General features: G+C 66.6%; 16 protein-coding genes. 2 read left to right on the forward strand and 14 right to left on the reverse strand.

What is annotated here, in order from left to right:
* Nucleotides 1–78 precede the first annotated feature (78 nt).
* The 4 genes from QP457_RS18440 to QP457_RS18455 all read right to left on the reverse strand — a co-directional run bounded on the left by QP457_RS18440 (nucleotide 79) and on the right by QP457_RS18455 (nucleotide 4437).
* A complete protein-coding gene (locus QP457_RS18440; protein ID WP_180166038.1) occupies nucleotides 79–1590 on the reverse strand; it encodes a hybrid sensor histidine kinase/response regulator in 1512 nt (503 codons plus the stop codon).
* A gap of 4 nt (nucleotides 1591–1594) precedes the next feature.
* Complete coding sequence (locus QP457_RS18445) at nucleotides 1595–2035, reverse strand: response regulator (RefSeq protein WP_025878695.1); 441 nt, start codon at nucleotides 2033–2035, stop codon at nucleotides 1595–1597.
* A complete protein-coding gene (locus QP457_RS18450; RefSeq protein ID WP_180166040.1) occupies nucleotides 2032–3849 on the reverse strand; it encodes an ATP-binding protein in 1818 nt (605 codons plus the stop codon). The genes QP457_RS18445 and QP457_RS18450 overlap by 4 nt, the downstream gene beginning before the upstream one ends.
* A 201-nt stretch (nucleotides 3850–4050) precedes the next feature.
* A complete protein-coding gene (locus QP457_RS18455; protein ID WP_099820920.1) occupies nucleotides 4051–4437 on the reverse strand; it encodes a BON domain-containing protein in 387 nt (128 codons plus the stop codon).
* Nucleotides 4438–4625: 188 nt separating this feature from the next.
* Between QP457_RS18455 and QP457_RS18460 the strand changes: the two genes are divergently transcribed.
* Nucleotides 4626–5669, forward strand: a complete 1044-nt coding sequence (locus QP457_RS18460) for an oxidoreductase (protein ID WP_205406345.1) — start codon at nucleotides 4626–4628, stop codon at nucleotides 5667–5669.
* A gap of 303 nt (nucleotides 5670–5972) precedes the next feature.
* On the opposite strand, the gene gnd is transcribed toward QP457_RS18460, so the two are convergent.
* The 7 genes from gnd to QP457_RS18495 form a co-directional block, all read right to left on the reverse strand.
* Nucleotides 5973–6878 (reverse strand): phosphogluconate dehydrogenase (NAD(+)-dependent, decarboxylating), encoded by a 906-nt coding sequence (gene gnd, locus QP457_RS18465; RefSeq protein WP_205406346.1) that lies wholly within the window; start codon nucleotides 6876–6878, stop codon nucleotides 5973–5975.
* Nucleotides 6879–6888: 10 nt separating this feature from the next.
* The gene (locus tag QP457_RS18470; RefSeq protein ID WP_205406347.1) at nucleotides 6889–8127 is read right to left on the reverse strand and encodes a hypothetical protein; all 1239 of its coding nucleotides are present in this window, start codon (nucleotides 8125–8127) and stop codon (nucleotides 6889–6891) included.
* Between the two features lie 17 nt (nucleotides 8128–8144).
* A complete protein-coding gene (locus QP457_RS18475) occupies nucleotides 8145–8762 on the reverse strand; it encodes a DUF2242 domain-containing protein (protein ID WP_205406348.1) in 618 nt (205 codons plus the stop codon).
* Between the two features lie 175 nt (nucleotides 8763–8937).
* Nucleotides 8938–11115, reverse strand: a complete 2178-nt coding sequence (locus tag QP457_RS18480; RefSeq protein ID WP_099820915.1) for a carboxy terminal-processing peptidase — start codon at nucleotides 11113–11115, stop codon at nucleotides 8938–8940.
* 254 nt (nucleotides 11116–11369) lie between these two features.
* A complete protein-coding gene (gene lipA / locus QP457_RS18485) occupies nucleotides 11370–12380 on the reverse strand; it encodes a lipoyl synthase (protein WP_032975375.1) in 1011 nt (336 codons plus the stop codon).
* Between the two features lie 17 nt (nucleotides 12381–12397).
* Nucleotides 12398–13042 (reverse strand): lipoyl(octanoyl) transferase LipB, encoded by a 645-nt coding sequence (lipB, locus tag QP457_RS18490; protein WP_236511563.1) that lies wholly within the window; start codon nucleotides 13040–13042, stop codon nucleotides 12398–12400.
* Between the two features lie 56 nt (nucleotides 13043–13098).
* Nucleotides 13099–13377 carry a YbeD family protein gene (locus QP457_RS18495; RefSeq protein WP_032975372.1) on the reverse strand — a complete coding sequence of 93 codons (279 nt, stop codon included), beginning with the start codon at nucleotides 13375–13377 and terminating at the stop codon, nucleotides 13099–13101.
* 281 nt (nucleotides 13378–13658) lie between these two features.
* On the opposite strand from QP457_RS18495, the gene QP457_RS18500 reads away from it, so the two are divergent.
* Entirely contained in the window at nucleotides 13659–14732 is a 1074-nt protein-coding gene (locus QP457_RS18500) for a lipid A deacylase LpxR family protein (RefSeq protein ID WP_205406349.1), read from the forward strand.
* A gap of 104 nt (nucleotides 14733–14836) precedes the next feature.
* On the opposite strand, the gene QP457_RS18505 is transcribed toward QP457_RS18500, so the two are convergent.
* The 3 genes from QP457_RS18505 to mltB all read right to left on the reverse strand — a co-directional run bounded on the left by QP457_RS18505 (nucleotide 14837) and on the right by mltB (nucleotide 18534).
* Nucleotides 14837–16054, reverse strand: a complete 1218-nt coding sequence (locus QP457_RS18505; protein ID WP_180166051.1) for a D-alanyl-D-alanine carboxypeptidase family protein — start codon at nucleotides 16052–16054, stop codon at nucleotides 14837–14839.
* Nucleotides 16055–16156: 102 nt separating this feature from the next.
* A complete protein-coding gene (locus tag QP457_RS18510) occupies nucleotides 16157–17392 on the reverse strand; it encodes a septal ring lytic transglycosylase RlpA family protein (protein ID WP_180166053.1) in 1236 nt (411 codons plus the stop codon).
* The gene (gene mltB, locus QP457_RS18515; RefSeq protein ID WP_205406350.1) at nucleotides 17389–18534 is read right to left on the reverse strand and encodes a lytic murein transglycosylase B; all 1146 of its coding nucleotides are present in this window, start codon (nucleotides 18532–18534) and stop codon (nucleotides 17389–17391) included. Before mltB ends, QP457_RS18510 begins: the two co-directional genes overlap by 4 nt.
* Between the last annotated feature and the right edge of the window lie 94 nt (nucleotides 18535–18628).

The following is an 18628-nucleotide window of genomic DNA, read 5'->3' on the forward strand; positions in this document are numbered from 1 at the left end:
CCGAGCCCATGCTCGGCTGAGGCAGCCGATGCAGACAGCAGCCGAGCATGGGCTCGGCTCTACGGCGTTCCCTCGACGTCAGCCCAGCGCGTCGGCCACCGCGCGGAACACCTGCTGCATCTGCAGCGGCTTGCGCAGCAGGTGCACCTCGATGCCTGCAGGGAACACATCTGCCGGCATTTCCCCGGCAGCATCTTCCAGCACAAGCGCCGGGCCGCGGTAGCCGAGCGTGGCCATCTCACCCAGCAGCTGGCTGGCCGACAACAGCTTGGAGCCGGCATCGGCAATCACCAGCGCCGGCATCGCCTCCTGCTGCATCCAGCGCAGCGCCGCCGGGCCATCGGAGGCCAGCTGCAGCTGATAGCCCTGGCTGGACAGCGCATTGCCCAGCAGCGACAGGCGCGTGGCTTCACCATCGACCACCAGGATCGACTGGCCACTGCCCAGCGCCACCAGTTGTTCGATCGGTTCGCCGCCCTCGGCGCTGGCATGCATCGGCAGGCGCAGCTCGAAGCAGGTGCCCTGCCCCAGCTGGCTGTTGACGTGGATGCTGCCACCGGCGCCTTCAACGATGCGCTTGCAGGAAATCAGGCCCAGCCCGGTGCCATCGGCCTTGGTGGTGAAGAACGGATTGAACAGATGCGACAGCGTGTCCGCATCCATGCCGGTGCCTTCATCGACCACCGCGATGCGCAGCCAGTCCTCGCCATCGCGCTGGCCGCCATGGCTGGCGGTCAGGCTCAGGTTGCCGCCATCAGGCATCGCCTGGATCGCGTTGAGCGCCAGGTTCAACAACACCTGCTGCAGCTCGGTGTAGTTGGCATCGACCACCAGCCCCTCATCCTCGACCACAAGGTCCAGGCGGACCCCATCGGGCACGTTGCTGCGCAACAGCAGCGCCACGGCCTGGAACAGGTCATCGATGTGGATGCGCTCGCTGGCCTTGCGCGACCCGCGCACGAACGACAGCATCGATTCGGCCATCTCATGGCCACGGCGACCGCACTCGGCGATCACATCGGCCAGGTGGTGCAGTTGCGGATCCTGGGTACGCGCCTTCAGCAGGTCCGGCATGATCAGCAGCGGCTGCAGGATGTTGCGCAGATCGTGGCTCAGGCCTGCGGCCAGCAACGACAGGCTTTCCAGCCGCTGCGCGCGCATCAGCTCGGTTTCCACCCGCGAGCGCTCGATGGCACTGCGTGCCTCACGCACCGCGCGCGCCACGGCCGACGGCAGGCGTGCCGGCTGGTGCTTGATGATGTAATCGTTGGCGCCCTTCTGCAGGGCGGCCACCGCGTTCTCCTCACCCATGGTGCCGGAGACGAAGATGAAGGGCACCTCCGGCAACGCGTCGCGCACGATGCGCAGCGCGTCGTCGCCGGAGAAGCCAGGCATGCTCAGGTCGGACAGCACGATGTCCGGCTGGAAGCGCGCCAGCGCATGGCGCAGGTCGTCCGCACTCTCGACACGCTCGAACGTGGCCTCAAGGCCTGCATCGAGCATCTGTTCGGACATCAGCTCGGCATCCTCGGGGGAATCTTCCACCAGCAGGATGCGCAATGCGCCGAGTGCGGGACCGGTCAGGGGCATGGGCCTACTCGATCTCCGGAGCCTGGTTGATCAGTGCCCAGAACTTGCCCAGGGTCTGTACTGCGCCGAAGAACTGGTCCACGTCCACCGGCTTGACCACGTATGCGTTCACGCCCATGTCCCAGCTGCGGGCCAGGTCGCTTTCCTCGCGTGAGGAAGACAGGATCACCACCGGCAACCGCTTCAGCTCGTCGTGTTCGCGGATCTGCCGCAGCACTTCCAGGCCATCCATGCGCGGCATCTTGATGTCCAGCAGCAGGACCGCTGGCAGGCCTTCTTCGCGGCTGGCGAAGGCGCCACGGCGCAGCAGGTAATCCATCACTTCCACGCCGTCTTCGACGTGCACGATGGGATTGGCCAGCCGCGCTTCCTGCAGCGCATCGATCGCCATTTCGGCGTCGGCCGGGCTGTCTTCGGCAAGGAGGATGGTGCGCAGCGTCGTCATGCGATGGGGCCCTGTTTGTCCGCGTCGAGCACGGGGGGAAGATAGAAGTGGAAGGTGGCGCCGGCATCCGGTGCGGCTTCGGCCCAGATGCGGCCGCCGTGGCGGGTCAGCACCCTGCGTACGCTGGCCAGGCCGATACCGGTGCCCGGATAGTCGCTGGCCTTGTGCAGGCGCTGGAATACGCCGAACAACTTGCCGGCGTAGGCCATGTCAAAGCCTGCACCATTGTCGCTGACCGTGAACTGATGACCGCCATCAGGCTGCTGCTGGTAGTCCACGCGGACCTTCGCCGGCTCGCGGTTGGCCGAGTATTTCACCGCGTTGCCCAGCAGGTTCAGCCAGACCTGGCGCAGCATGTTCTCGTCGCCCACCACGATCGGCAGCGGCGCGATGCTCCACTCCACCTGATGCGCATGACCGCTGCTCTCGGCTTCGCTCTGCACGTTCGCGTCGAGCATCGCGCGCGTATCGGCCACCAGCGACTGCATGTCCACGGTCTGTTGGCGCATCGCTGCGCGGCCCAGGCGCGAATAGACCAGCAGGTCGTCGATCAACGTGGCCATGCGCCGCGCTGAACCGGAGATCACCCCCAGGTAGTGCTGGCTCTTCTCGTCGGCGGCCTCGCCCAGATGGCGCGACAGCTTGTCCGAGAAACCGGCAACATGGCGCAGCGGCGCGCGCAGGTCGTGCGACACCGAGTAGCTGAACGCTTCCAGCTCGCGGTTGACCTCCGAGACCTGGGCAACCTTGCCTTCCAGCTGCCGGTTCAATTCTTCAACACGTGTCTGCACCGCACGCTGCACGGTCACGTCGCTGACGGTCAGCAGCACCACTTCATCGTCGGTGTCAGGCAGCGGCATGCGCCGCGCGTTGAGCAGCATGTAGCGGGACATGCCGTCGACGGTGCGTTGTTCGTGTTCGAAATCCCACAGTTCACGGCCGCGCAGCAATACGTCGGCCAGACGCTGGCGAACCACCGGGTCACGCCATGCGCCCTCGCCTACGTTTTCCAGCAGCAGGCCGTCGGCGCGCTCATCCTGCAGCCCGTACAACTCGGAGAACGCGGGATTGTGCAGCTGCACGCGCAGCTCGCGATCCAACAGCACGATCGGTTCGCGCACGGTCTGCAGCACCGACGCAGCGCGCGCAGCCGCACGCTGCGACTGTCGTTCAGCCTGCAGGCGGCGGCCAATCTGTCGTTGCAGCAGCCACAGCACCAGGCCGAGCAGCGCCAGCTGTACCAGCAGCGAGCTCCACGAGACGAAGTTGGTCTGCCGCTTCTGTCGCTCCGCCTGGGCGGCGCGCTGGGCCAGCAGCGCTTCCTCGCTGGCCTGCAGTTCTTCCACCAGGCCGCGGATCGGATAGCGCGTGCTCAGGTCCTGCACCAGCTCGCGCTGGTCACTGTTGGGCTCGGACTTCGCCAGCTCACGCGCAACCCCCATACGGCCTTCCAGCATCGACTGGATGCGGCCGATGCGGATCAGCTGCTCGGGATTGTCGCGGGTCATCCGGCCCAGTTCGGCCAGGCGCTCGGGGATGTCGTTGGCCTTGGCCATGCGCTCGCGCAGGCCTGGCGCATCCACGCCCTTGGACAGCGTCAACGCAGCCGATTCGATGTCACGCACGTCGGTCTGCAGCTGCTGCAGGGCCACAGTCACCTGCTGGGTATGGGTCACCCAGCCCATGGCCAGCTCGTTGTCCTGCTGCAGTTTGCGCAGGGTCAACCACGGGACCACGATGATGGCTGCCGCTGCCAGCGCCAAAGCAGGCAGTCGCCAGCGATCCCAGATGTCATCACTGAAAACCAGCGCCATAGTTCCTCGTCAGCTCAGCCGGGGAGAGCGATCCGGGCAGGATCAGCCACGGCGGAACCGGCAATATAGCGCAGCCGGTCACATCTCTGGGGTAATGGGTCGTTCGGCGGGGCGCCCATCAGCAGGCATCGCGCAGGCCCGACGTTACAAAAACAGGGGCGCCCCCGTGGGAGCGCCCCTGCTGGCAACCTGCGGTGTCGATCAGCGCTTCTTGGCGGCACTGACCTTCAGTGCGGCGGCATCAACGCGGGTCACGCCCTTGATGCCCTTGGCGGTGGCGATGGCCTTGTCATGCTCGGCCTTGGTGGCAACGGTGCCACTCAGGCTGACCACGCCATTGACCGTCTCCACCTTCACTTCGGTACCCGGCACATTGCTGCTGGCGAGCAGATCGGCCTTGACCTTGGTGGTGATCCAGCTGTCGGTGACCGGCTCGTTGGAATCATGGCGGTCGGCATGGGTCATCGCCGAATGATCGGTTTTCGGCGGGCTCTTCGCTGCGGCGTCCTGGGCGAAAGCGGCCGAGGAGGACAGCGCCAGGCCCAGGGTGAGGGCGGAAGCCAACAGCGTACGGGTCGTGGTGCTCATCGTGTGGTTCTCCTACTGGTTGGTGGGCCCAGTGTCGCCAACTGCTTGTAGTGCAGGCGTGGCGCTGCGGTCATGCTCACGTGAATGGGCACACCTGCAGCGGGAATCGTTCAGCTTTCGGGCGCGTAGTCATCTCGTTTACCCTGAGGTTCCTGTCCTGCACTTTCCGATCCGCGCGGAGTCTTCCCATGCGCCCCGAGCTGCAACTGGCCCTGATCGGCTACGGCCTGGCCGGCCGCGTCTTCCACGCCCCGCTGATCCAGCACACGCCGGGGTTGGCCCTGCACAGCGTCGTCAGTTCGCAGCGCGATACGCTGCTGCGCACCTTCAGCGACGTCCACATACGCGCTACCGCGCAGGAGGTCTTCGATGACCCTGCGGTGGATGCGGTGGTCATCGCCACGCCGAACGAACAGCACGCGCCGTTGGCCATCGCCGCGCTGGCCGCCGGCAAGCATGTGCTGGTGGATAAACCATTCGCGGTGACCGTGGACGAAGCCGAGCAGGTGCTGGCTGCAGCGCGCAGTGCCGGACGCATTGCCACCGTGTTCCAGAACCGGCGCTTCGATGCGGATTTCCTGACCCTGCAGGCACTGCTTGCCGAGGGCACGCTGGGTGACATCGCCGAATGCCACGCCCATTTCGACCGCTACCGCCCGCAGGTGCGCGAACGCTGGCGCGAGCAGGATGGGCCGGGCAGCGGCCTGTGGTACGACCTGGGGCCGCACCTGCTGGACCAGATGCTGGTGCTGTTCGGCTGTCCGCAGGCGATCGATGCGGACCTTGCCGTGCAGCGCGAAGGCGGCAGCGGCGTCGACTATTTCCACGCGGTACTGCATTACCCGCGCCATCGCGCGATCGTGCATGCCGGTTCACTGGTCGCGGCGCCTGCCCCTCGTTTCGCCGTGCATGGCACGCGGGCCAGCTGGATCAAGCATGGCCTGGACGTGCAGGAGGCGCAGCTGCGTCGTGGCGTTGCGCCAGGCGCGCCAGGATGGGGCATCGATCCGCACCACGGCGAACTGCTGCACTGCGATGCGGAGGACAACGTGCAGCGCAGCACCGTGGACAACCTGCCCGGTGATTACCGGCGCCTGTATGCCGACTTCGCAGCGGCGATGCAGGACGAGGGTGAGCCGACGGTCAGCGCGCAGCAGGCGCTGCAGGTGATGCGGTTGCTGCAGGCGGGGATGGACAGTGCGCGCCAGGGACGACGGGTGCAGGTGGGGTGATCGGCAGGGCTGAGCCCTGCACCCGCCGAATCGACGGCAACGGCAACAGCAACAGCAACGGCAACGGCAAAAGCGGGCATTCCGCGGGATGGCGGGGTGGGTCCGGTTGCGGGGGACGCTGCAAGTACGTCCATGTAAGCTCGGTCGCGCCATCCATGGCGCTCACGCCCCCGCAACCGGACCCACCCCGCCTTCGACAGATCTCCGCGATCTGTCTGAATGGCATTGCCTGCTCTTGGTGGATGTCGACCTTGGTCGACACAGTAGATCCACGCCATGCGTGGATCTACGTCAAACCGGTGCTTACGACTTCTTGATGGCGTGGCCGCCGAATTCGTTGCGCATCGCTGACAGCAGGCGGTCGGTGAACGAGTTCGATTCACGCGAACGCAGGCGTTCGAGCAGCGACAGGGTAATCACCGGTGCCGGCACGTCCAGTGCAATCGCTTCGGCGACGGTCCAGCGGCCTTCGCCGGAATCCTCCACGTACGGTGCGATGCCATCCAGCGAGGGGTTGCGCTTGAGGGCTTCGGTGCTCAGGTCCAGCAGCCACGAACGCACCACGCTGCCGTGGCGCCACACCTCGGCCACCTGCGCCAGGTCCAGTTCCATCTCCTGCTTGCGCTCCATCAACGCGAAGCCTTCGGCGTAGGCCTGCATCATTCCGTACTCGATGCCGTTGTGGACCATCTTGGTGAAGTGGCCTGCGCCGGACGGGCCGACGCGCGCCCAGCCGCGGTCCTCGGCCGGTGCCAGCGTGCGCAGCAGCGGTGCGATCTGTTCGACCACCGCGGCATCGCCACCCACCATCAGGCTGTAGCCTTCCTGCAGGCCCCACACGCCGCCACTGGTGCCACAGTCCACGTAGCCCAGGTCATCTTCGGCCAGCGCCTTGGCGCGACGGATCGAGTCCTGGTAGTTGGAGTTGCCACCGTCGATGACGACGTCTCCTTCGGCCAGGTGCGGGGTCAACTGGCCCAGCGTCTGGTCCACGGTCTCGCCGGCCGGCACCATCAGCCACACCACGCGCGGCACCGGCAGCGCGGACACTGCGGCGGCCAGCGAATCCACCACCTCCAGGCCGGCCTCGGCGGCGCGCTGGCGGGCGCCCTCGCCCGGGTCGTAGCCGACCACGCGGTGGCCACCGCGGTGCAGGCGCTGGGCCATGTTGGCGCCCATGCGGCCGAGGCCGATCATTGCAATATCCATTGTTTCACCTTCAGTTGTTGTCGGAAGTCAGGCTGCCTGGCCGGCCGGTCGTCGCGCAGTGGCGCAGCTGCGCCTCGCGCCAACGCCGGTAGAGCGTGGTATGCAGATTGTGCAACGCCAGGTCGATGGAAAACGGCGTGCGCGGATTGCGGTCGAGCAGGCGGATGATGTGATAGCCGACAGGACGTATACCGCGTGGGTGCACGTAGATCACGAACTGCTGGTAGAACGCATCGTCCAGCAACTGGTCCATCTGCTGCACGACGTCGCGATAGCGCGGGGCCAGCTGCGCACGCAGGACCGGATCGCGCTCGTACAGCAGCCGCTCGAAATAGCGTTGGCCGACACGCGGAATGCCCTGCGCCAACTGCCACAGGGCACGATTGCGCTGGTCGTACCAGGCCAGGCCGCCGTGTTCTGCCAGGGCCCGCGCGGCCCCCTCGCCCACCTCCACCACGACGAAGTTTTCCGCCTGGTTGCTGAGGTCGTCCAGCGTGCCTTTGTCGAATACGTGTTCGATGAAGCCCGGCAGCCCGACGAATGCCTGCCGCCCCATCGCCGAGGTGCGCACGGCCTTGCCGTCGGCCAGGAACTGGCCGGCCTGCGCGCCAAGCAGGATGCTGTCGGTGTCGTGCAGGCCGAGGAAGGTGCCGATGGACAGTTCGTCCGCAGTGAACTCCGCATCGAAGGCCGCATCGCCATACAGCTCGCGCTGCGTAGCCAGCTGCGCGACCTGACGGCCGACACCGCACTCGGCACGCACCCGGCCGGTGTAGAACGCATCCAGTGCGCGGCTGTTGCTGGCGGCCGGTACATAGCCGCGGCCGAAGCTGCGCACCCGCTGCCAACCCTGTGCCGGGGCGCCGCGTGCGCCAAAGCCGATCCAGCCCAGCTGCACACCCGTGAAGCGGAAGCTCTCATTGTCCTGCAGTGCCTGCGTGGCACGCTGCACGGCCGCGCCCAGTTCAAAGGCGTAGGCGCAGACCGTGGCCGGGTCATCCAACAACTGCTGCAACAGAGCCTGCCGGTCGGCCTCGGCCAGCGTTCCCGGCCAACGCACGCTCAGATCACCGGCTGCCTGCGCCTCGGCCAGCGAGGCACGCGTACAGACCGGCCCACCGTGTACCTGCGGTGCGGTGACCGCGGTGGTGTCGAAGCGCCACCCCAGCCGCTGCAGCAGACCCTGGGTGCACTCGGCCGTAGCGGCCAGCGCGCTCAGGGGCCAACCCAGCAGCAGGGCCCATGCCATCACCCTGCCGCGCACGTTCAGCCCTGGTCCGTTGCTGCCGGCACTGGTTCGGGCTCGGGCCCGGCCGCAGGCTGCGGCGACGCGGCCGGTTGCGGTTGCGGCTCTGCTTTCGTTGCCGCTGGCAGGTACTGCTGCAGGCGCTGGAAGAAGCGCCGATAGAACTCGGCATCGGTGATCGTGCTGCTGGCCACTTTCACCAGCGAGTCGTCATTGCTGCCGAATGGCAACGACACCGAGCCCAATGCGCCCACGCCGACACTGGCCGAGGTCGGGCTCTTCTTCAGCGCATAGCGATCCTGCACGGCGCTGACGAACACCAGCGCCTGGCTGCCACGCGGCGCGCACGAGATACGCAGCACCAGTTGTTCGTGGTCATCCTCGCGCGGCTGGAAATTCTTGTTGCCTTCCACCTGTGCGTCGTCCGACCGTGCGATGGCATAGCCCTGGCTGAGCAGCGTGCGTCGTGCCGCCTCGCAGGCTTCGGCCGGACGGCCATCGACGGTGCGCGAGAACGTATCCCCCGAATCGAAAGACTCACGCAGCACTGTGCTGTCGGCGGCACGACCACCACAGGCGGTCAATGCCAGGGCACTGGTGGCGGCCAGCAGGGAAGCAGAAAGAAGGGAGGCCCGCATGGGTACTCCTGCGAAGACGGTAACCCCGAGGGTAGCCCCCTGCCCGTGTGCACCGGGTCGAAAACACCGGCCCCCTCCCCCACCGTTGTTCCCGGTTCATGCAAAAAGGGGACGGAGGGGATTAAGTCGTTTGTGCCACCAACGACTTCATCCGCTCCGCCCCCTCCTCAGTCAATCAGTCGGCCCAGCGGCCTGCGGCGGTGGACTGCGGCAGCACCTGCGCGGACAGCGGACGGTCGGCCTCCAGCAGGTTCACCGCGTCGGCCAGGATCGAGGCCGATTCACGCAGCAGCGGGTCCGGGCGCTTCTCGGCGGCCTTCTCGCGGGCGGCATCCTTGACGATGTCGCGCTCGTTGCCGGTCAGGCCGTCATCGCTGCTGTCATCGGCCAGCGGGTCCAGGGCCAGGCCCAGTTCCTTGCGCACGATCTGGCGCTGCTTGCGCTGGGTGTCCTGGCGCTCGCGCTCGGCACGACGGGTTGCTTCATTCAGCGAGACGTACTTCTTGGCTGCTTCGGTACGGAACTGCTCCACGTCCTCGTTCCACCACTGGAACTCCTTGTCGGTGGCGATACGCGAGTCGTGGCGCGTTTCCAGCTTCGGCAGCAGCGGCGCGAAGTTGCCGTATTGGGTGTGCGGCACCGCGGCGATGCGGGTCCACGGCAGTGCGTTGTCGTAGGTGCTTTCGCCGAACTCGGTGGCATCGACGCTGGCCGGGAACGCCAGGTCCGGCACCACACCCTTGTGCTGGGTGCTGCTGCCGCTGATGCGGAAGAACTGGGCGATGGTCAGCTTCACCTGGCCAAAGCGCTGGGCTTCGCCACTCGGCCAACGGTCCAGGTCGACGATGTTCTGCACGGTGCCCTTGCCGAAGCTGGTTTCACCGATGACCAGGCCGCGGCCGTAGTCCTGGATGGCACCGGCGAAGATCTCCGACGCCGACGCCGAACCACGGTTGATCAGCACGGCCAGCGGGCCGTCCCATGCCACGCCCTGGTTGCGGTCGCTGTTGACGGTGACACGGCCACCGGATTCGCGCACCTGCACCACCGGACCCTGTTCGATGAACAGACCGGTCAGCTCGATCGCTTCATCCAGCGAACCACCACCGTTGTTGCGCAGGTCCAGCACCACGCCGTCCAGCTTGTCGGTCTTGAAACCAGCCAGCAGCTTGGCCACGTCGCGGGTGGCCGACGCATAGTCGGCGGCGTTGCGACGACGGCCTTCGAAGTCCTGGTAGAAGGTCGGCAGCTTGATCACGCCGACCTTGCGCGCCGGCTCGCCATTGGCGGCCGGGATGGTCATGGTCTCGCCCTTGGCCGCCTGTTCGGCCAGGCGCACCTTCTGCCGGGTCAGCACCAGGGTGTGGTGCTTGCCGTCGACGCCGGCTTCGGCAGGAATGAATTCCAGCTTGACGTCGGTGTCCTTGGCGCCACGGATCTTGGCCACCACATCATCGATGCGCCAGCCGATCACATCTTCCACCAGCCCGGACTTGCCCTGGCCGACACCGACGATGCGGTCACCCGGCTTCAGCGTGCCGTCCACAGCCGCCGGGCCACCGGCGATGATCTCGCGGATCACCACCACATCGTCCTGGCGCTGCAGCTGCGCACCGATGCCTTCCAGCGACAGCGACATCGCCTGGTTGAAGTTCTCGGCGGTACGCGGGGTGAAGTAATCGGTGTGCGGATCAACCGCGCTGGTGTAGGCGTTCATGAAGAACTGGAAGGTGTCTTCGCCCTTCAGTTCGTTGACCGACTTTTCCAGGGTGGCGTAGCGCTTGTCCAGCGTCTTGCGGATGTCATCGGACTTCTTGCCGGCCAGCTTCAGGCGCAGCCAGTCGTTTTTCACCGACTTGCGCCACAGCTCGTCGAGTTCGGCATTGGAAGCGGCCCACGGCACCTCCTTGCGGTCGTACTCGAAGCGCTCATCGGTGGTGAAATCCGGTTCCTGCTTGAGCAGCTTGCGCGCATAGGCCACACGCTCGCCGACGCGCTGCTTGTAGACCGCGAACACCTGGAACGCCGGCTCCAGTTCGCCGCCGCGGATGGCATTGGCAATGCCGGCCTGGAACGGTGCGAAGCGGGTGATGTCGGCCTGGGTGAAGTACTGCTTGCCGCCGTCCAGCGTCTCCAGGTAGCGCTTGAACACATCCTTGGAGGTGGCTTCATCAAGCGCACGCGGGCGGTACGCGTAGCGGCTGTCGGACAACAGGCCGTACACCAGCTTGGAGGTGGTCACCTGATCGGCGGTGGCGGCAGCCGGCAACGCCGGCGAATCGGCCTTGGCCGCCAGCGCCAGCGGCGCGACCAGCGCCAGGGCCATCAGGAATGCGGGGGCTTTGAATTTCATTGACGTGCTCGAAGGCGCCTTGCCAAGGGGGAGACTGCAGGGTGTTCAGACACCGCGACAGTGCCGAAAGTTGCCGGGTTTGTCACCCGCCCACGTTCGGTGGAAAACCAGCCTAGCGGGGCCGGTGTAGCAAATTGTGAATGCAGGCAAAGGCGTGCGGACCAACGGTCCGCACCCACCACGGTGGCGGCGACACCCACCATGGTGGTGGTGACACCCATCGGTAGCGCCGGGCCATGCCCGGCGGCAACCGTTTACTGGACGCCGGCGCCCTTGGCCTGCACGTCGGCGTGGTACGACGAGCGCACCATCGGGCCGGAGGCCACGTGGCTGAAGCCCAGCTCGTAACCGTAGACTTCCAGCGCCTTGTAATCGTCCGGCGTCCAGTACTTCAGCACAGGATGGTGATGCGCGGTCGGCTGCAGGTACTGGCCGATGGTGATCATGTCCACGTTGTGCGCACGCAGGTCGCGCATGGTGGCCTTGATCTGTTCGAAGTCTTCGCCCAGGCCCAGCATGATGCCCGACTTGGTCGGCACCTCCGGGTGCTGCGCCTTGAAGTTCTTCAGCAGGTTCAACGACCACTGGTAGTCGGCGCCCGGGCGCACGTTGCGATACAGGTCCGGGACGGTTTCGATGTTGTGGTTGAACACGTCCGGCGGGTTCTGCGCCAGGATCTCCAGCGCGCGCTCCATGCGGCCCTTGCCGCGGAAGTCCGGGGTCAGCACTTCGATGCGGGTGCCCGGCGACTTCTCGCGGATGGCGGTGATGCAGTCGACGAAGTGCTGGGCACCACCATCGCGCAGGTCATCACGGTCGACGCTGGTCACCACCACGTACTTCAGGCCCATGTCGGCCACGGTCTGGCCGAGGCTGGCCGGTTCGTTGGCATCGGGCGGCTTCGGCCGGCCGTGGGCCACGTCGCAGAACGAGCAGCGACGGGTGCAGACCTCGCCCAGGATCATGAAGGTGGCGGTGCCGTGGCCGAAGCATTCGTGGATGTTCGGGCAGCTGGCTTCTTCGCACACGGTCACCAGACGGTTCTCGCGCAGCTTGGCTTTCAGGTTCTGCACGGCATTGCCCGAAGGAATGCGCACGCGGATCCAGGAGGGCTTGCGCAGCACCGGCACGTCGGCGAACTGCACCGGCGAGCGGTTGATCTTGTCCCCACCCATCTGCTTGACCCCGGCCTGCAACGGCGCGGTGGACGGAAGCTCGGCCTGCACGATCTGCAGGGGAATGGTGCGGGCAGTGGTTTCAGTCATGGCGTTTCCGGGGGCGGTCAGGCGGCCGCAGAGAGATCAGGCAGTTCAGGCACGGGCTGCAGCAGCAGGCCGAACTGGCGGGCCAGGTGGTCCAGCAGCACCGGCTTGACGGCGTCCATCCCGGACGGTCCGCCCAAGTCTAGCACCGTGGTCACCTGCAACCCCTCGTAACCACAGGGGTTGATGCGGTGGAAAGGATCCAGGTCCATGGCCACGTTGAAGGCCAGGCCATGGAAGGTGCAGCCGCGGCGCACGCGGATGCCGAGCGCGGCGATCTTGGCGCCGCCGACATAGACGCCCGGGGCGCCGTCGAGCCGTTCGGCACCGATGTTCCACTCGGCCAGCGTGTCGATGATGGCCTGTTCGATGCGGCACACGTAGTCGCGCACGCCGATGCCCAGCCGCGGCAGGCGCAGCAGCGGGTAGATCACGATCTGGCCGGGGCCGTGGTAGGTCACCTGGCCGCCGCGATCGACGTGGACAACCGGGATCTCGCCCGGCGCCAGCACGTGTTCGACCTTGCCGGCCTGGCCCAGGGTGAACACCGGATCGTGCTCGACCACCCACAGCTCGTCGAGCGTGTCGTCGTCGCGCTGGTCGGTGAAACGCTGCATGGCGTGCCAGACCGGTTCGTAGGGCTGGCGCCCCAGGTCACGGACCACCGCCGGGCGCGGCGGACGCGCCTCGGGGGCCGCCGCTTCGGCAGGGCAGCTGACGGCTACACCGTCCACTTCACTTCCGGGTGGTCGCGCAGGGCCTGGTGGGCCACGTCGTACTGTTCACGGTTCTCGGCCCGGAAGACCAGGCGCACCGAGACGTACTTGCCGTTGGACGAATGCTTCCAGCTGATGCGCTCGTTCACCACGTCAACGCCAGCAGCCAGCAGCAGGCGGGGGAGTTCATGCTCCAGGCCGCGGTTGGCCGGGCCCATCGCGCTGAGCTCGAACTGACCGGGGAACTGGAAGCCGTGTTCGGGATTGTCGGACTTGATTTCCATGCGCCCATTATCGGGCCGCAGGGCAACAAACCCAAGAGTATTCATAAAGCCCGGCGGCACCGCAGGCGGGCCGCTGCGTTGCAGCTGAACATCCATTCAGGCCCGGACCCGGGTCTCAGGGCCCCCGCGCCCATCCGCGCAGCTGCCCCTGCGGTAACCAATTGTGTCGATCAGACAATGTTGTTTTCGGAACAGACAAGTGATCCCAGCGCGCTCGTTCCATCACATCGCCGGGAGTACCGTGTCGTTGCATAAAACGACAGACAAAAGCCCCCTTCCCCATGATCATCCCATCCATGCGCTACCTCGCATCCTTTGGATTGTCCGGCCTGCTGGCCACCGCCCTCCCCCTTTCCGCCTCCGCAGCCGAGCAATGCGGCCCGGACGCGATGCGCGAGCATCCGCCGCAGGTCAATTTCCGCGTCGACAACGACCTGTTCGGCGGCCGCCACCAGGACCAGGGCTATACCAATGGCGCCCAGCTGACCCTGGTCTCGCCCAACCTGGTCGACTACACCGATGACCCCTGCCTGCCGCGCCTGGCGCGCTGGGTGAACAGCCACCTGGAAGCACTGCACCCGGGCAAGTTCGAACAGCAGAACATGATCTTCAGCCTGGCCCAGGGCATCTTCACCCCCACCGACCCGACCCGCAGCGACCTGATCAAGGATGACCGGCCGTATGCCGGCGTGCTGCTGGTCAGCTTCGGCTTCAACGCGCGCAGCGGCGATCGCCTGCAGACCACCCAGCTGTCGCTGGGCGTGGTCGGGCCGTGGGCGCAGGGCAAGCAGGTGCAGGACGCCGTGCACAGCGTGCTGGGCGATGAGAAGTTCAAGGGCTGGGACAACCAGCTGCACAACGAACCGGTGTTCATGCTGACCCACGAGCGCATGCGCCGCTGGCCGGGCGATGCCAGCCTCAATGCCGACGGCTGGGGCTGGGATGCGATCAGCCACTACGGCGGTTCGATCGGCAACCTGGAAACCAAGGCGAACCTCGGCGGCGAAGTGCGTTTCGGCTGGAAGCTGCCGGACGATTTCGGCAGCACGCCACTGCGCCCGGCGGGTGAGAACACCGCACCGACCCGCGGCGGCAAGCCGTCCGGCTGGTCATGGCACCTGTTTGCGACCACCGATGCGGCGTGGGTGATCCGCGACATCACCCTGGACGGCAATACGTTCCGCAACAGCCACAGCGTGGACAAGCGTCATGTGGTCGCCCAAGGCGGTTATGGCATCGCGGTGATGCGCGGCCGCTGGAAGTTCGCGATGGCGCGCTACCACAGCACCCGCGAATTCGATGGCCAGCGCCAGTCACCGGTGTTCGGCAGTTTCACCGTCAGCCGCTCGCTGTAAGCGATCGGGCTGGTAGTGCCGGCGGGATTCATGCGGAGCCGGCTCCCGAAACAGAAAAGGCCGGCATTCGCCGGCCTTTTCCGTTCACCGCAGCACGCTGCGGATCATTCCGATTCCCACCACATCCAGAAGCTGTCCCACAGGCGCTTGAAGAAGCCAGCCTGCTCGACCGCAGCCACCGCCACCAGCGGCGCTTCGGCCACCAGCTTGCCATCCAGGGTGACCTTGACGGTGCCGATCTGCTGGCCAGCGGTGAACGGCGCTTCCAGGGTCTTGGGCACGTCGATGCTCGGCTTCAGGTCGTTGTAGCGACCGCGCGGCACGCTGACCAGCATCGGCTGGGCCACGCCCAGCTGCACCTTGTCGGTGGTGCCCTTCCAGACCTTGTGCTCGGCCACGGCCTTGCCCGGCTCGTACAGGCGGTGGGTTTCGAAGAAGCGGAAGCCCCAGTTCAACAGGGCAAGGCTGTCATCGGCGCGCTGCTTTTCCGACGCGCCGCCCAGCACCACGGCGACCAGACGCTGGTCACCGCGCTGGGCCGAACTCATCAGGCAGTAGCCGGCTTCGGAGGTGTGGCCGGTCTTGATGCCGTCCACGCTGCCATCGCGCCACAACAGCAGGTTGCGGTTCGGCTGCTTGATGGTGCCGACCTGGAATTCCTTGATCTTGTTGTACGCGTAGGTTTCCGGGTAATCGCGCACCATCGCGCGGCCCAGCAGGGCCAGGTCGTAGGCGCTGCTGTGATGGCCCGGGGCGGTCAGGCCGTGGGCGTTCACGAAGTGCGAGTTCTTCATGCCGATCTTGGCGGCGTAGCTGTTCATCAGCGAAGCGAAGGCTTCTTCGCTGCCGGCCACGTGCTCGGCCAGGGCGATCGCGGCGTCATTGCCGGACTGGATCGCCATGCCCTTTTCCATGTCTTCCAGGCGTGCGGTCTGGTTGACCGGGAAGCCGCTGTAGCTGCCGTCGGTGCCGGCGCCACCTTCGCGCCAGGCGCGTTCGCTCATCATCACCTGGTCGTCCGGACGGACCTTGCCGTTCTTGACCTCGGCGGCGATCACGTAGGACGTCATCACCTTGGTGATGCTGGCCGGGGCCAGCTGTTCGTTGATGTTCTCGCCTGCCAGCACCTGGCCGGTGGCGTAGTCCATCAGCACCCAGGCCTTGGACACGCTGGGTGCCGGCGCCGGCGGCGTGGCCACGGTAGCGGGGGCAGCGGCGGCGGCAGGCGTCGGGGTGGCCGGGGTCGGCAGCGGCGTCTGGGCGGAGGCCAGACCGACCACCAGGGTGGCGGCCAGGGCAGTGGCGGCGGAACGGAAATTCATGGGACAGCAGGCTCCAGGGGACGGCCGGAAAATGAAGGATGGGACAAGGTGGCCATTGTAAGGCCGGGGTGGCAAGGGCCGGCAGCACCGGCCCGGGCGGAATCAGTCCTTGACGATCTGTGGCGAGCCAAGGCCCAGACCCGAGATGCGCCCGGCAAGTTCCGCCGCGCTGGCGTGGTCGCTGGCAGGTACCCGCAGGCGCCACAGGGTACGACCACCGGCAGCAATGTCGCTGATGGTGGCACCGACGATGCCGGCAGCGTTGAGCTGGCCCATCGCCCGGTTGGCGTTGTCGCGGCTGGAGAAACTGGCGACCTGCAGCATCACCGCGCCCACTACCTTCTGCGACAGGCTGGCCGGGGCCGGGCTGCGCGGCATGGCGGTGGCCACGACCGGCGCGGCGGGACGCGGTGCGGGTGCGCTGGGCGGCAGACTGCTGACCGCCACCTCCGGCATCGTGCTGACGGCGGCCTGGGTGGTGGCCGGCTGGCCACGCGCCGGCGCCCCATCGGCAGGCAGGCGGTTGACCAGGCGATCGATGTCGCTGTCGGCAACCGCGCGTGCGGCAGGTGCGGGGCGTGCGCTGGCGACAGCAGCAGTGGCCGCCGCCGCTTCAGCAGCACGGCGTTCGCGGCGCGACGGCTTCTGCGCCATCAGGTTGGTTTCACCCGGCTGCACCGCGCGCACTTCCACGTTGCCGGTACCGCGCTGGGTGATGCCCAGGCGCACAGCGGCGGCATAGCTGAGATCGACCACGCGGCCATCGTGGAACGGACCACGATCATTGACGCGCACGATCACCGATTCGCCATTGTCCAGGTTGGTCACGCGGGCGAAGCTGGGCAGCGGCAGCGTCTTGTGCGCGGCGGTGAACTGGTACATGTCGTAGACCTCGCGGTTGGAGGTCAGGCGGCCGTGGAACTTGGCGCCGTAGTACGAAGCGGTGCCGCGTTCAACGTAGTTGCGGGTGTCGTCGAGCACCTTGTACTGCTTGCCCAGCACCACGTAGGGCGATTTGTTGCCGATCGCCGAGCGGTCTTCATTGGTCACCAGCGGCTCGGGAATGCAGGCCACGTTGGGCACATAACTGGGTGTGGTGTCTTTCACGCCCGGCTTGTACAGGCCACCGGCGGTGTAGTTGCCACGGGTGGACAGGTCCTCGGTGGCGGCCGCGTACGGCGAGCCCTCCGGACAATGCGCCGGACGCCCGCCCTTGCCCTGCACCACCGTGCCGGACGGCTTGCCACCATGGCCGGCGGTCGCCGGCTTTTTCGGCGCGCTGCTGCAGGCGGCCAGCGCGAGGACGATCAATCCAGGGACCAGCCATCTGATGTTCATGCCGGGGGCAGCTCCTGTCCGGCAATGGCCTGCGACAACTGGAACACGGCCATCGCGTACATCTTCGAGAGGTTGTAACGGGTGATTGCGTAATAGTTCTGGAAGCCCAGCCAGTACTGCTTGCCGGTGCTGCCTTCAAGCGTGATGGGGGTGGCGGTGGCGCCCGGCTGCACTGGCGCGCTTGGCTGGTAGCCACGCTGGGCCAGATCGGACAGCGTCCAGGTGGGCATCCACTCGGTCGGGTTGAACTCTTCGCGGCCGGCAGCGAGCGTGGCCGGCACAGCAACCTGGCCGCCGCGCACCCAACCGCCCTTCTTCACGAAGTAGTTGGCGATGGACGAGAACACGTCGTCGTAGCTGGTGAACAGGTCGCGGCGACCATCGCCGTTGCCGTCCACCGCGTAATCCAGATAGCTGGAGGGCATGAACTGGCCCATGCCCATCGCGCCGGCATAGCTGCCCTTGAGCGTGGTGATGTCCAGCTTTTCCTCGCGGCCGAGCTCGAACAGCTTGGCCAGCTCATCGCGGAAGAACAGCTCGCGGCGAACTTCGCGCTCCAGCTTGGCCGGGTCGCCACTGCGCGGGTAGTAGAAGGCCAGCGTGTACAGCGCGTCGAGCACGCGATGGCTGCCGGCATTCTTGCCGTAGCTGGTTTCCACGCCGATGATCGCCACGATCACTTCAGCCGGCACACCGGTGCGCTGCTGCACACGGTCCAGTTCAGCGCGATGCTGGGCAAGGAACGCCTTGCCGCCATCGATGCGCGCCTTGCTGATGAACATCGGCCGGTATTCGTTCCACGGCTTGACCCGTTCGGCCGGGCGCGACATGGCGGCGATGATCGGCTGGCGCACCTGCGCCTGGTCGAGCACGTTGCGGATCTCGTCGGGCTTCAGGCCGTAGCGCTTGGCGGTGTCGGCAATGAACCTGGCGCGCGCGGTTTCGAACGGCACCGGGGTGAGATCGACCGGCGCAGCCGTAGCGGCTGCCGCTTCCGGCGCGGCTTCGGCCGGGCCCTGAGGCTTGGCCGCCGGGTGGCGCGGCGTACTGCTGGCCTGGGGCGAAGTCGGAGGGGACGTCGGCTGGGTCGCACAGGCGACCAGGCCGAGGGTGAGCATGCAGGCCAGAGAACGTCGAATCATCACCGCAGGTTAGCAGGTCATGGATGAATTAAAACCCCTAAGACCATGAATCACAACGATTTGCTCGCGTTCAGCGAGAAATGTGAAGACGTCG

The organism is Stenotrophomonas sp. As-7 (assembly GCF_030291015.1).
GTDB lineage: Bacteria > Pseudomonadota > Gammaproteobacteria > Xanthomonadales > Xanthomonadaceae > Stenotrophomonas > Stenotrophomonas lactitubi.

What these genes read in the sequence shown, in the direction of transcription:
- QP457_RS18440 (WP_180166038.1), bottom strand. Translation starts at nt 1,590, where the DNA reads ATGCCCCTGACCGGTCCCGCACTCGGCGCATTGCGCATCCTGCTGGTG.
- QP457_RS18445 (WP_025878695.1), bottom strand. Translation starts at nt 2,035, where the DNA reads ATGACGACGCTGCGCACCATCCTCCTTGCCGAAGACAGCCCGGCCGAC.
- QP457_RS18450 (WP_180166040.1), bottom strand. Translation starts at nt 3,849, where the DNA reads ATGGCGCTGGTTTTCAGTGATGACATCTGGGATCGCTGGCGACTGCCT.
- QP457_RS18455 (WP_099820920.1), bottom strand. Translation starts at nt 4,437, where the DNA reads ATGAGCACCACGACCCGTACGCTGTTGGCTTCCGCCCTCACCCTGGGC.
- QP457_RS18460 (WP_205406345.1), top strand. Translation starts at nt 4,626, where the DNA reads ATGCGCCCCGAGCTGCAACTGGCCCTGATCGGCTACGGCCTGGCCGGC.
- gnd (WP_205406346.1), bottom strand. Translation starts at nt 6,878, where the DNA reads ATGGATATTGCAATGATCGGCCTCGGCCGCATGGGCGCCAACATGGCC.
- QP457_RS18470 (WP_205406347.1), bottom strand. Translation starts at nt 8,127, where the DNA reads ATGGCATGGGCCCTGCTGCTGGGTTGGCCCCTGAGCGCGCTGGCCGCT.
- QP457_RS18475 (WP_205406348.1), bottom strand. Translation starts at nt 8,762, where the DNA reads ATGCGGGCCTCCCTTCTTTCTGCTTCCCTGCTGGCCGCCACCAGTGCC.
- QP457_RS18480 (WP_099820915.1), bottom strand. Translation starts at nt 11,115, where the DNA reads ATGAAATTCAAAGCCCCCGCATTCCTGATGGCCCTGGCGCTGGTCGCG.
- lipA (WP_032975375.1), bottom strand. Translation starts at nt 12,380, where the DNA reads ATGACTGAAACCACTGCCCGCACCATTCCCCTGCAGATCGTGCAGGCC.
- QP457_RS18495 (WP_032975372.1), bottom strand. Translation starts at nt 13,377, where the DNA reads ATGGAAATCAAGTCCGACAATCCCGAACACGGCTTCCAGTTCCCCGGT.
- QP457_RS18500 (WP_205406349.1), top strand. Translation starts at nt 13,659, where the DNA reads ATGATCATCCCATCCATGCGCTACCTCGCATCCTTTGGATTGTCCGGC.
- QP457_RS18505 (WP_180166051.1), bottom strand. Translation starts at nt 16,054, where the DNA reads ATGAATTTCCGTTCCGCCGCCACTGCCCTGGCCGCCACCCTGGTGGTC.
- QP457_RS18510 (WP_180166053.1), bottom strand. Translation starts at nt 17,392, where the DNA reads ATGAACATCAGATGGCTGGTCCCTGGATTGATCGTCCTCGCGCTGGCC.
- mltB (WP_205406350.1), bottom strand. Translation starts at nt 18,534, where the DNA reads ATGATTCGACGTTCTCTGGCCTGCATGCTCACCCTCGGCCTGGTCGCC.